Source organism: Mycobacterium sp. NPDC050041, assembly GCF_049541695.1.
Lineage (GTDB): Bacteria > Actinomycetota > Actinomycetes > Mycobacteriales > Mycobacteriaceae > Mycobacterium.
The window spans coordinates 488126-500457 of record NZ_JBMVDG010000003.1; the positions used below are offsets into that span (position 1 = coordinate 488126).

A 12332-nucleotide genomic window follows, 5' to 3' on the forward strand; every position below is an offset into this window, starting at 1 on the left:
CTCATGCGCTATGTCGTTACCGGCGGTACCGGGTTCATTGGACGCCGGGTCGTGTCCGAGATCGTCGCCCGCAGCACCGCCGCCCAGGTGTGGGTGCTGGTCCGCCGCGAGTCGCTGTCCCGCTTCGAACGCCTCGCCGGCCCGTGGGGTGAACAGGTCCGACCGCTGGTCGGTGACCTGACCGCGGCCGGCCTCGACCTGACCGACGAGGCCGTCGCCGAGCTCGGCGACGTCGACCACGTGGTGCACTGCGCCGCGGTGTACGACATCACCGCCGACGACGCCGCCCAGCGGGCCGCCAACGTCGGGGGCACCCGCGCGGTGATCGAGTTGGCCCGCCGCCTCGACGCCACCCTGCACCACGTGTCGTCGATCGCGGTGGCGGGCACCTACCGCGGACAGTTCACCGAGGACGATTTCGACGTCGCGCAGGAACTCCCGACGCCGTATCACCAGACCAAGTTCGAGGCCGAACTGCTGGTGCGGTCCGCTTCCGGCCTGCGCTACCGGGTGTACCGGCCCGCCGTGGTGGTCGGCGACTCGCGGACCGGCGAGATGGACAAGATCGACGGCCCCTACTACTTCTTCGGTCTGCTGGCGAAGCTGTCGCGGCTGCCCGGTTTCACCCCGATCGCGCTGCCCGACACCGGTCGCACCAACATCGTCCCGGTCGACTATGTGGCGCGGGCGCTGACGGAGCTGATGCATGCCGAGGGCCGCGACGGCCAGACGTTCCACCTGACCGCACCGGGGACCATCGGACTGCGCGGCATCTACCGGGGCGTGGCGAAGGCCGCGGGCCTGCCGCCGCTGCGCGGCACGCTGCCGCGGGTGACGGCCGCGCCGGTGCTCGGCGCGACCGGGCGGCTGAAGGTCTGGCGGAACATGGCGGCCACCCAACTCGGCGTGCCCGCCGAGATCCTGGACGTCGTCGACCTCGTCCCCACCTTCACCGCCGACAACACCGTGGAAGCGTTGCGCGGCACCGGCATCGAGGTGCCTGCCTTCTCCTCGTACGCCCCGCGGCTGTGGCGGTACTGGGCCGAGCACCTCGATCCCGACCGGGCCCGCCGCGACGATCCGGCAGGCCCGCTGGTGGGCAGGCATGTCGTCATCACCGGGGCCTCCAGCGGGATCGGCCGCGCCGCCGCCCTCGCGGTCGCCGCGCGCGGGGCGACGGTGTTCGCGCTCGCGCGCAACGCCGAGGCGCTCGACGACCTGGTCGCCGAGATCCGCGCCGCGGGCGGTCAGGCGCATGCCTTCACCTGCGACGTCGCCGATTCGGCGTCCGTGGACGCCACCGTGAAGGACATCCTCGGCCGGTTCGACCACGTCGACTACCTGGTGAACAACGCCGGCCGCTCGATCCGCCGGTCGGTGGCCAACTCCACCGAGAGGCTGCACGACTACGAGCGGGTGATGGCCGTCAACTACTTCGGCGCGGTGCGCATGGTGCTCGCGCTGCTCCCGCACTGGCAGGAACGCCGGTTCGGCCACGTGGTCAACGTGTCCAGCGCGGGCGTGCAGGCCGCGAGCCCGAAGTACAGCGCCTACGTGCCCAGCAAGGCCGCGCTCGACGCGTTCGCCGACGTGGTGTCCACCGAGACGTTGTCCGATCACGTCACGTTCACCACGATCCACATGCCGCTGGTGAAGACCCCGATGATTGCGCCGTCGCGCAAGCTCAACCCGATGCCGCCGATCACCGCCGACCACGCCGCCGCGATGATCGTGCGGGCACTGATCGACAAGCCCGCGCGCATCGACACCCCGGTCGGCACCCTCGCCGACATCGGGATGTACTTCGCGCCCAGGCTATCCCGCCGGGTGCTGCATCAGATCTACCTGGGCTATCCGGATTCGGCCGCCGCCAGGGGCGTCGACGCCGACACCACCAGCGCGCGCCGGCCGGCGCGTCCGTCCCGCCCGACTGCGTCTCCGATCCGGATGCCGCGACCGGTCAAGCGCATGGTGCGACTCGTTCCCGGCGTGCACTGGTAACGCCGCGTATCCTCTCCGAGATGCCGATCCACGGCGGTGATTCCGCTGCGCCACAGCCGGTGTTCGTCGATGTCGACACCGGCGTCGATGACGCGATGGCGTTGGCGTATCTGTTCGCCAGCGCCGATGCAGAGCTGATCGGTATCGCCTCCACCGGCGGAAACGTTGACGTGCACCAGGTTTGCCACAACAACCTCGGCCTGCTCGAGGTGTGCCGGGTGGCGGACGTTCCGGTGTCCTGCGGCGCCGACGCCCCGCTGAACACGCCGATGCGCACCGCCGGCGACACCCACGGCCCGGAGGGCCTGGGCTATGCGCAACTGCCGCCGACCGACCGGAAGCTGACCGCACACGACGCCGCCGAGGCCTGGGTGCGCGCCGCACATGCCCACCCGGGTGAACTGGTCGGGCTGGTCACCGGGCCACTGACCAACCTCGCGCTCGCGCTGCGGGCGGAGCCGTCGCTGCCCCGGTTGCTGCGCCGGCTGGTGATCATGGGCGGCGCGTTCGACTACCGCGGCAACACCACTGCGGTGGCCGAGTGGAACGTCAGCGTCGACCCCGAAGCGGCGGCCGAGGTGTTCGGCGGCTGGGGTGCGGCGTGGGGTTCCGGAGACGAGCAGGGGGCGCCCGGCCATCTGCCGATCGTGTTGGGGCTCAACCTCACCGAGAACATCGCAATGACCCCGGCACTGCTGAGCCGGCTGGCGGCCGCCGCGGATTCGCCGACCGCGCCGATGAGTGTGCTCGACGACCGCGGCACCCGGTCGGTGGCCGCCAATCCGTTGATCCGGGTGCTCGAGGACGCGATGCGGTTCTACTTCGAGTTCCACTTCGACGACGGCGAGGGGTATCTGGCGCACCTGCACGATCCGCTGGCGGCAGCGGTGGCCCTCGACCCGGAACTGGTGCGGTACCGGCAGACCACGGTCGACGTCGAGTTGACCGGCTCACTGACCCGCGGGATGACCGTGGCGGACTGGCACGGCAGGTGGGGACGCAGCCCCAACGCGCTCGTCGGCGTCGAGGTGGATCCCGCGGTGTTCTTCGACCGGTTCATCGCCCGGGTCGGCGAATTCGCCCGTCGCCTGGGCTGATCCGGTGATCATGGCCGACTATTCATAGACCCCCTCGACGTACCACCGCCGTTGGCGGTAGCACAGCAGCAGCGCCTTCTCCGGTTCGCCGCCGATCAGCACCTGCGCCCGCGCGGTGCGCCCCTTGGCGCGATCCTGATCCCACCACCGTTCGTCGACCGGCCACGGCCCCGCCCACCAGCTCAGGGAACCGCGGAACCCCCCGCCGTCCAGCCGGGCCGGATCACCGGAGAACATTCCCCGGTGGGTCACCCGCACCGGATCGCCCTGGCCGTCCAGCAATTCGACCGGATCGTCGAGCAGCACCGTGGGCGACGGCTCGGGCAGCCGGCCGGGCCATGGCTGGTTCGGGTCGGCAGCCGGGACCGGTTCGTCGCCGAACGGGGTGAGCGTGATCCGCTCGGCGGGTCCGCGGCCGCCGCTGAGCACCGGCACCTGCACCGCCTCCGGACCGAGCAGACCCTGCACCCGGACCAGGGCGCGGCGGGCCCGCAACCGGTCCTCCTCACCGACGCCGCCCCAGAGCGGTAGCTGCAACGCCTCGGCCGAGATCACCTCCACCGGGCGCAGCCGCAGCACCGTGACCGCTGCGGTCGGCCGGTCGTTGGAGTTGCGCCGGTTCAGCCAACCGTCGAGCTGCCAGCGCACCCGGTCGGCGGTGGCATCCTCGGTCAGCGGTTCGGCACATCGCCACACCCGTTCCAGCTCTTCGCCGTTGGCGGTGATGGCATGGATGGCCAGCCGGGTGCAGCCGACCCCGGCCGCCTCCAGGCTGCGGTGCAGGTCGCCGGCCAGCGACCGGCCGGCGAAGGCGGCGGCGTCCACCCGGTCGATCGGCGGGTCGCAGTCCATCACGGCGTCGAGTTCCGGCGGGGGTTCGCGCCCCGACGGGCCACGGGCCGGCTCGCCGCGGGCGAACCGGTGCGCGGACACGGCGTCGGCGCCGAACCGGGACGCCACATCGCTGCGGGACAGCTCCGCGAACTGGCCGACGGTACGGATACCCATGCGCCACAACAGATCCGCCAGTTCATCGCGCCCGGGCGCGGCAAGGCTCGGTTCGGTGGCCAGCTGCCGGATGGACAGTGTCGACAGGAAGCCGGCATCGCCGCCGGGTTCGACGATCCGGCCGGCACGGGCGGCGAAGACCGCGGTGGCCAGCTGGTCGGCGATACCCACCTGACACTCGGCGCCCGCCGCGGCCACCGCGTCGACCAGCCGCTCGGCGGCGGCCTGTTCGGAGCCGAAGTAGCGGGCCGCCCCACGGACCGAGAGCACCAGCAGGCCCGGCCGTAGCACCTCCGACCGGGGCACCAGGTCGTCAACGGCGGCCGTCACGTTCTCGAAATACCGGGCGTCGCGTGCCGGATCGGCGGGCGCCACGTGGAGTTCCGGACAGCGGGCCTGCGACTCACGGCGGCGCAGACCGCGCCGCACCCCGACCGCCCTCGCCGATGCCGAACACGCGATCACCCGGTTGGCCAGCGTGACCGCCACCGGGGCCGTCGGGGCCAGCCCGGCCGCGGCCGTGGCGGCGACCGCGGGCCAGTCCATGCACCAGACGGCCAGCACCCGGGAGGGCACGGCGCCTCACTCCCCCACCGCGCGCAGGGCGCCGACGGACCGCCCGCACGCCCGCATGGCCAACTGCACCCGGCTGATGCGCCCACAGCCGGGCACCGGCCTGCCGGACCGGCCTGCGCCGCTCACCTCGTAGCCGCACACCCGGGCCTCCAACCGGGCCGAGGCCCCCTGCCACTCGCCGTCGGTGACCAGCAGGGTGCAGCCCTTCTGGCGTGCGCGGGCCACCACCGCCCTGGCCCGGCCCGCGGTCACCGAACGCCCGCCCAGCCCGAGCACCACCAGGTCCATGCCGTCCATCAGCACCGCGGCCACCTCGACCGGGTCGGCCCCCGGATCGGGGATGACGGCCAGCCGGCTCAGGTCCGCCCCCATCTCCACGGCGGCCAGCAGGCCCACGTCGGGCTGACCCACGATGGCCGCGTGCCCGCCTGCGGCCGTCACCGCCGCCACCATGCTCAGCGGCAGCGACCGGGCGCCCGTCGCCACCGCCACCGTGCCGCGCGGCAACGAGGTGGGCAGCAGTCCGGCCAGCGAATCAGGCAACGGCAGCAAAGATTCCGACTCGGTGAGCGGGTCGGCCGACGGGGCCACGCCACGACGCCCCGAACCGACTTTCCCGCTGACCGCCGCCATCTGCTTGCGCAGGTGTTCTACCTGTTCAGTATGGTTGAGGCGGCGCAGATCAAGACTCGTCGCGGCTGTCACAGCAGCACCTCCAGCACCATCCGATTCACCCGTTGTTCGAATGTATGTTCGATGCCCTGAGTAAACACCTCGCCTCTGACACCGTCAAGCGGCGGAGCCCCTCGTCAAGCGTTTCCACTGCGCGGCGATCCGCCGCGCCACCGGCGCCGAATCATCCACATGACGCCCTTGCACACGCTGGTGAAGCTGCCTGTCCAGATCGCCGAATCGGCCGGTTCGATCGTGGGTCTGCGGTTCGGCACGGAGGAACCACACCACCGGGTCACCGACCGGATCGGCGACGTGGAGATCCGGGTGTACGGTCCCCGGGTCGCCGCCGAGACCGTCGTCGCCGCCGACGACGACGCCGCGCGCAGCATCGGATTCCGCCGGCTGGCCCGCTACATCTTCGGCGGCAATCACAGCGGGACCTCGATCGCGATGACCGCACCGGTCGCCCAGTCCGAAGCCGAGGGTGAGCAGATCGCGATGACCGCACCGGTCGCCCAGTCGGGTTCGGGCACCGGCTCGACGATCCGGTTCTTCATGCCGTCGAAGTACAGCATCGAGACGCTGCCCCAACCCGACAGTGCGGCGGTCCGCCTGGTGACGGTGCCCGCGGAGACCGTCGCGGTGCTGCGGTACAGCGGCGACCGCAGCCCAGCCGTCGTCGCACGCAAGGGCGCGGAGCTGCTGGAGGTGCTCGCCGCGAGCGACTACCAGGCCGAGGGCGAGCCCGTGGCCTGGTTCTACGACCCCCCGTTCACGCTGCCCTTCCGGCGCCGCAACGAGGCCGTCGTCGCCGTCACGACCCGCTGACGGCTACTCCCACTCGATGGTGCCCGGCGGCTTGCTCGTGACGTCGAGCACGACGCGGTTGACGGCGGGCACCTCGTTGGTGATGCGCGTGGAGATGCGCTCGAGCACCTCGTAGGGCACCCGGGTCCAGTCGGCCGTCATCGCGTCCTCACTGGACACCGGGCGCAGCACGATGGGATGGCCGTAGGTGCGGCCGTCGCCCTGCACGCCCACCGACCGGACGTCGGCGAGCAGCACCACCGGGCACTGCCAGATCTGGTTGTCCAGACCGGCGGCGGTGAGCTCCTCCCTGGCGATCGCGTCGGCGCTGCGCAACGTGTCGAGCCGGGCGGCGGTCACCTCGCCGACGATGCGGATGCCCAGGCCCGGTCCGGGGAACGGCTGGCGGGCGACGATGTCCTCGGGCAGCCCGAGCTCGCGGCCGACCGCGCGCACCTCGTCCTTGAACAGCAGCCGCAGCGGCTCGACCAGCCGGAACTTCAGGTCGTCGGGCAGGCCGCCGACATTGTGGTGGCTCTTGATGTTCGCGGTGCCCGACCCGCCGCCGGACTCGACGACGTCGGGATAGAGCGTGCCCTGCACCAGGAAGTCGACGTCACCGCCCTTGTCCTGCACCAATTCGCGCACCGCGCCCTCGAACGCGCGGATGAACTCGCGACCGATGATCTTGCGCTTGCCCTCCGGGTTCGTCACCCCGGACAGCGCCTGCAGGAACCGGTCTGCGACGTCGACGGTGACCAGGTTGGCACCGGTGGCGGCGACGAAGTCACGCTGGACCTGGGCCCGCTCACCGGACCGCAGCAGACCGTGGTCGACGAACACGCAGGTGAGCCGGTCGCCGATGGCGCGCTGCACGAGTGCTGCCGCCACGGCGGAGTCCACCCCGCCGGACAGGCCGCAGATCGCCCGGCCGTCGCCGATCTGGGCGCGCACCTGCTCGACCAGCGCGTCGGCGATGTTGGCAGGCGTCCACTTGGCGCCGATCCCGGCGAAGTCGTGCAGGAAGCGGCTGAGCACCTGCTGGCCGTGCGGCGAGTGCAGCACCTCGGGGTGGTACTGCACACCGGCCAGCCGGCGGGCGCGGTTCTCGAACGCGGCGACCGGGGCGCCGCTGCTGGTGGCGACCACATCGAAACCCTCAGGCGCCGCGGTGACCGCGTCACCGTGGCTCATCCACACCGGCTGCGTGCCGGGCAGATCCGAATGCAGTTCGCCGCCAGCGACTTTCAGCTCGGTGCGGCCGTACTCGCTGGTGCCCGTGCGCGCGACGGTGCCGCCGAGCGCCTGCGCCATCGCCTGGAACCCGTAGCAGATGCCGAACACCGGGACATCGAGATCGAACAGCGCCGGATCGAGTTGGGGCGCCCCCTCGGCGTACACGCTGGCCGGACCGCCGGACAGCACGATCGCCTGCGGATCGCGGGCCTTGATGTCCTCGACGCTGGCGGTGTGGGGCACGACCTCGGAGTACACCCGCGCCTCACGCACGCGACGGGCGATGAGCTGGGCGTACTGCGCGCCGAAGTCGACCACCAGAACGGGCCGCGGGCCCGAGGGATCGGCGGGAGTATTCACTGGCCCAGTCTAGTGGGGGGCTGTATCAGCTGCCCGGGTCGTCGAGCGTGGTCCCGGCCGAGCTAGGCGTAGGCCACCCCGGACGCCGTCTCCGTCCCCGAGCCCGGCAGTGCATGCCACGGGCAGTACGCCAGGTAGGAGCTGATCGTCAGCACCACTGCGTGGTCCCGGTCGAGCTGTGGCTGGTCGGACATCACGTTGTCGATGACCGTGAGATGGGGCACGCCCTGGTCGAGCGACGTGCAGATGCCGTGGGCGTACTCGAGCATCGCCCTGAAGTCGGTGAAGGCCACGCCGTCCCGGCTCAGTTGTTCGAGGAACTCCCCGTCACTGGGTGTCGCGCCCGCCGGGGCCGCCAGCAGCAGCGCCGGCAACAACGCCGCGGCGGGGATCGCCGTGCGCATCCGCCTCAGCAGCCTCATCGACATGTCCTTCTCGCCCGACGCCCCTTCCGAAACTACCCCCGGGGTCCACGGCGCAAACCCAGAAACCCAACACACGCAGGGCTTTCACCCCGGCGTCTGAGTCGCCGCCCACGTCCGACGCATGCCGTTCGACGAAAGTGGGCATTGAAGGGGTACTGCGCGTTCGACGACCCGACGAAAGCGAGGTGGCCAGTGCTTGGTCTACCCGACGAGGTACGCACCTGCCTGTTCGACCTCGACGGTGTCCTCACCGACACGGCGAGCGTGCACAAGAAGGCATGGCAGGCGATGTTCGACGACTTCCTGCGACAGCGGGCGGACAGCACAGGTGAGCAGTTCGTGCCGTTCGACGTCGACCAGGACTACCTGGAGTACGTCGACGGCAAGCGGCGTGACGACGGGGTGCGCTCCTTCCTTTCCAGCCGCGGCATCGAGCTGCCCGATGGCGACCCGGACGACCCGCCGGACGCCGAGACCGTCGCCGGGCTGGGCAACCGGAAGAACGACCTCTTCCAGGAGACGCTGCGCACCGACGGCATCGAGGTGTTCGACGGCTCCCGCCGGTACCTCGAAGCCGTCGCCGCCGCAGGACTCGGTGTCGGGGTGGTGTCGTCGAGCGCCAATACCCGCGACGTGCTCGAGGTCACCGGCCTTGCCCGATTCGTCCAGCACCGAGTCGACGGAGTCACGCTGCGCGAGGAGAACATCCCGGGTAAGCCGGCGCCCGACTCCTTCCTGCGGGCGGCTCAGCTGTTCGGTGTGGCGCCACCCGCGGCGGCCGTGTTCGAGGACGCGCTGTCCGGGGTCGCCGCGGGCCGCGCCGGGTACTTCGGATACGTGGTGGGCGTCGACCGGGTGGGGCAGGCCGACGAGTTGCGCCGCAACGGCGCCGACATCGTCGTCACCGACCTGGCCGATCTGCTGGACGAGTCGTGATCTCCCACGACGCCTTCCCCGTCGAGCCGTGGCAGGTCCGGGAGACCGAGCTCGACTTCGACCTCCTCGACGAGTCTGAGTCGTTGTTCGCACTGTCCAACGGCCACATCGGTTTACGCGGCAATCTCGACGAGGGCGAACCGCACGGAATGCCCGGCACCTACCTCAACTCGTTCTACGAGATCCGGCCACTGCCGTACGCCGAAGCGGGCTACGGCTATCCGGAGGCGGGTCAGACGGTCGTCGACGTCACCAACGGCAAGATCATGCGGCTGCTGGTCGACGACGAGCCGTTCGACGTCCGATACGGCGAGCTGATCGACCACGAGCGCGTTCTCGATCTTCGCGCAGGCACGCTGACGCGGTGCGCGCACTGGCGCTCGCCGGCGGGCAGGCAGGTCAAGGTGCGGTCCACCCGGCTGGTGTCGCTGGTGCAGCGCGGTGTCGCGGCCATCGAATACATCGTCGAGGCGATGGACGAATTCGTCCGCGTCACAGTGCAATCCGAGCTGGTCGCCAACGAGGACCAGCCGCAGACGTCGGACGATCCGCGGGTGGCAGCGGCGCTGAAGACCCCGCTCGAGGCGATCACGCACGAGAACACCGACGCGTCGGCGGTGCTGGTGCACCGCACCCGCGGCAGCGCGCTGATGATGGCGGCCGCCATGGACCACGAGGTCGACGTGCCCGGCCGGGTCGAGGTGCACACCGACTCCCGCGACGACCTGGCGCGCACCACGGTGATCTGCGGGCTGCGTCCGGGCCAGCAGTTGCGGATCGTCAAGTACCTCGCCTACGGCTGGTCCAGCCTGCGGTCCCGGCCGGCGCTGCGCGATCAGGTCGCCGCCGCGCTGACCGGCGCGCGCTACGTCGGGTGGCAGGGGCTGCTCGACGCCCAGCGCGAATACCTCGACGACTTCTGGGACTGTGCGGACGTCGAGGTCGACGGGGACCCCGACATCCAGCAGGCGGTGCGGTTCGGACTGTTCCACGTGTTGCAGGCCAGCGCCCGGGCAGAACGACGCGCGATCCCCGGAAAGGGCTTGACCGGCACCGGATATGACGGTCACGCGTTCTGGGACACCGAGGGTTTCGTGCTGCCGGTGCTGACGTACACCAAACCGGCCGCGGCCGCCGACGCGCTGCGCTGGCGGGCGTCGACGCTCGACCTGGCCAGGGAACGCGCCGCCCAACTCGACCTCCAGGGTGCCGCGTTCCCCTGGCGCACCATCCGCGGCGAGGAGTGTTCGGCGTACTGGCCTGCGGGAACCGCGGCGTGGCACGTCAACGCCGACATCGCGATGGCGTTCGACCGGTACCGCACCGTCACCGGTGACGATTCCCTGGAGGAGGAGTGCGGGCTGGCCGTGCTGGTCGACACCGCGCGGCTGTGGATCTCGATCGGCCACCACGACCGGCACGGCGTGTGGCACCTGGACGGTGTCACCGGTCCGGACGAATACACGGCCGTGGTGCGCGACAACGTGTTCACCAATCTGATGGCCGCGCACAATCTCCGGGTGGCCGCCGACGCGTGCACCCGGCGGCCGGAGGCCGCCCGCGAGATGGGAGTGACCACCGAGGAGACCGCGGCGTGGCGGGACGCGGCCGCGTCGGCGAACATCCCCTACGACGAGGAACTCGGCGTGCACCAGCAGTGCGAGGGCTTCACCACGCTGGCCGAATGGGAGTTCACCGACAACACCTCATACCCGCTGCTGCTCAACGAGCCCTACGTGCGGCTCTACCCGGCCCAGGTGATCAAGCAGGCCGACCTGGTGCTGGCGATGCAGTGGCAGAGTCACGCCTTCACCGACGAACAGAAGGCTCGCAACGTCGACTACTACGAGCGGCGCACCACCCGCGACTCCTCGCTGTCGGCGTGCACCCAGGCGGTGATGTGCGCCGAGGTGGGGCACATGGAACTCGCGCACGACTACACCTTCGAGGCGGCGCTGATCGACCTGCGCGATCTGCACCACAACACCCGCGACGGGCTGCACATGGCGTCGCTGGCCGGGGCGTGGACGGCGCTGGTGGCCGGATTCGGCGGGTTGCGCGACGACGAGGGCGTGCTGTCCCTCGACCCGCATCTGCCCGATGCGTTCTCCCGGTTGCGGTTCCGGTTGTGCTGGCGGGGTTTCCGGCTGACGGTGAACGCCGAGCACGACGAGGTGACCTACACGCTGCGCGACGGGCCCGACGGTGAGTTGACGATCCGGCACGCGGGTGAGGAACTGCAGGTCACCACCGCCGAGCCGACCACCGTCGCGGTGCGACGGCGCAAGCCGCTGCTGCCGACACCTCCGCAGCCGCCCGGTCGCGAACCGCTGCGGCGCCGCCTCACCGGCCAGGACTGACCACCGCATCGCCGGCCGGCCAACACGACTGGTCAACACCTATGCTCAGCGGATGGGAAGGCTGCTCGGGCTGCTACGGCGAGGTGACCTCGCGATCGCGTTGATCGCCGACCGGGTGGCGGGCGACCGACGGCGGGCATCCAGCCTGCGGGCCGCGCACCGCTACTGGTCGGCGCCGGGCGCCGACGATGCTTGGCAGTCGAACTCGCACTGGCGGACCGGTCTCGCGGACGACCTGTGGCAGGACGTCGGCAGACAACATCTCGACATGTACCGCGTCTTCGCCGCAGGCCTGGGCCGCACCGGCGGCCCCGGCGTGACCATCGAGTGGGGATGCGGCGGCGGAGCCAATGCCGTTTCCTTCGCTCCCCTGGCGTCACGGTTCATCGCCGCCGACATCTCCGCCGACAGCGTCGCCGAGTGCCTGACACAGGTGCGGGCGGTCTGCGACACCCCGGTGCAAGGCATCCACATCGACATCGCCGATGCGGTGGCGGCGTCCGACGGGCTCGAAGGCAGCTGCGACACGTTCCTGTGCTACTACGTCATCGAGCTCACGGCGGCGCCGAAGGACGCGCTCGACATCCTCGCCATCGCCGAACGGATGCTCACCAGCGGCGGAATCGCCGTGATCCAGGTGAAGTACCACACCGCCCAGCTCGGCACCCGCGGGCGGGGCGGTCGCGGCTACCGGCGGCACCTGGCGCAGACGACCACCTTCGCGATCGACGAGTTCTGGGAGCACGCCGCCGCGAGCGGCCTCATCCCGCGGCTCGTCACGCTGGTGCCGAGGAACGAACTCGACTCCAGGTATGCCTATTACGCGCTCACGAAGCCGTGACCGCGCGCTG

10 protein-coding genes are annotated in these 12332 nt (G+C 71.0%); 6 read left to right on the top strand and 4 right to left on the bottom strand.

All coding sequences use genetic code 11. From position 1 onward, the window contains the following. Positions 1-3: 3 nt before the first annotated feature. Together ACPCHZ_RS12765 and ACPCHZ_RS12770 are read left to right on the top strand one after the other, a co-directional pair. Entirely contained in the window at positions 4-2001 is a 1998-nt protein-coding gene (locus tag ACPCHZ_RS12765) for an SDR family oxidoreductase (protein ID WP_423485080.1), read from the top strand. Positions 2002-2021: 20 nt separating this feature from the next. Further along, positions 2022-3098 (top strand): nucleoside hydrolase, encoded by a 1077-nt coding sequence (locus ACPCHZ_RS12770; protein WP_423485081.1) that lies wholly within the window; start codon positions 2022-2024, stop codon positions 3096-3098. 18 nt (positions 3099-3116) lie between these two features. On the opposite strand, the gene ACPCHZ_RS12775 is transcribed toward ACPCHZ_RS12770, so the two are convergent. After that, entirely contained in the window at positions 3117-4652 is a 1536-nt protein-coding gene (locus ACPCHZ_RS12775) for a DNA polymerase Y family protein (RefSeq protein ID WP_423485373.1), read from the bottom strand. 36 nt (positions 4653-4688) lie between these two features. Further along, entirely contained in the window at positions 4689-5387 is a 699-nt protein-coding gene (locus ACPCHZ_RS12780; protein WP_423485082.1) for a hypothetical protein, read from the bottom strand. A gap of 159 nt (positions 5388-5546) precedes the next feature. Between ACPCHZ_RS12780 and ACPCHZ_RS12785 the strand changes: the two genes are divergently transcribed. After that, a complete protein-coding gene (locus ACPCHZ_RS12785; protein WP_423485083.1) occupies positions 5547-6185 on the top strand; it encodes an SOUL family heme-binding protein in 639 nt (212 codons plus the stop codon). Positions 6186-6188: 3 nt separating this feature from the next. Here ACPCHZ_RS12785 and guaA read toward each other — a convergent pair whose 3' ends face one another. Further along, a complete protein-coding gene (guaA, locus tag ACPCHZ_RS12790) occupies positions 6189-7760 on the bottom strand; it encodes a glutamine-hydrolyzing GMP synthase (RefSeq protein ID WP_423485084.1) in 1572 nt (523 codons plus the stop codon). A 62-nt stretch (positions 7761-7822) separates the two neighbouring features. Continuing rightward, positions 7823-8182 carry a DUF732 domain-containing protein gene (locus ACPCHZ_RS12795; RefSeq protein WP_423485085.1) on the bottom strand — a complete coding sequence of 120 codons (360 nt, stop codon included), beginning with the start codon at positions 8180-8182 and terminating at the stop codon, positions 7823-7825. Positions 8183-8329: 147 nt separating this feature from the next. Between ACPCHZ_RS12795 and ACPCHZ_RS12800 the strand changes: the two genes are divergently transcribed. Genes ACPCHZ_RS12800 through ACPCHZ_RS12810 form a run of 3 tightly spaced genes read left to right on the top strand, consistent with a single transcriptional unit; the run spans position 8330 to position 12322 of the window. After that, positions 8330-9121 (top strand): beta-phosphoglucomutase family hydrolase, encoded by a 792-nt coding sequence (locus tag ACPCHZ_RS12800; RefSeq protein ID WP_423485086.1) that lies wholly within the window; start codon positions 8330-8332, stop codon positions 9119-9121. Next, positions 9118-11481, top strand: a complete 2364-nt coding sequence (locus tag ACPCHZ_RS12805; protein ID WP_423485087.1) for a glycoside hydrolase family 65 protein — start codon at positions 9118-9120, stop codon at positions 11479-11481. Before ACPCHZ_RS12800 ends, ACPCHZ_RS12805 begins: the two co-directional genes overlap by 4 nt. A gap of 52 nt (positions 11482-11533) precedes the next feature. Then, positions 11534-12322, top strand: coding sequence for a class I SAM-dependent methyltransferase (locus ACPCHZ_RS12810; RefSeq protein WP_423485088.1), 789 nt, complete (start codon positions 11534-11536; stop codon positions 12320-12322). Positions 12323-12332 lie beyond the last annotated feature (10 nt).

Bases quoted from the DNA above. Each gene is read 5' to 3' on its own strand.
- ACPCHZ_RS12810 (WP_423485088.1), top strand. From the start codon at position 11,534: ATGGGAAGGCTGCTCGGGCTGCTACGGCGAGGTGACCTCGCGATCGCG.
- ACPCHZ_RS12795 (WP_423485085.1), bottom strand. From the start codon at position 8,182: ATGAGGCTGCTGAGGCGGATGCGCACGGCGATCCCCGCCGCGGCGTTG.
- ACPCHZ_RS12765 (WP_423485080.1), top strand. From the start codon at position 4: ATGCGCTATGTCGTTACCGGCGGTACCGGGTTCATTGGACGCCGGGTC.
- ACPCHZ_RS12770 (WP_423485081.1), top strand. From the start codon at position 2,022: ATGCCGATCCACGGCGGTGATTCCGCTGCGCCACAGCCGGTGTTCGTC.
- ACPCHZ_RS12785 (WP_423485083.1), top strand. From the start codon at position 5,547: ATGACGCCCTTGCACACGCTGGTGAAGCTGCCTGTCCAGATCGCCGAA.
- ACPCHZ_RS12775 (WP_423485373.1), bottom strand. From the start codon at position 4,652: ATGGACTGGCCCGCGGTCGCCGCCACGGCCGCGGCCGGGCTGGCCCCG.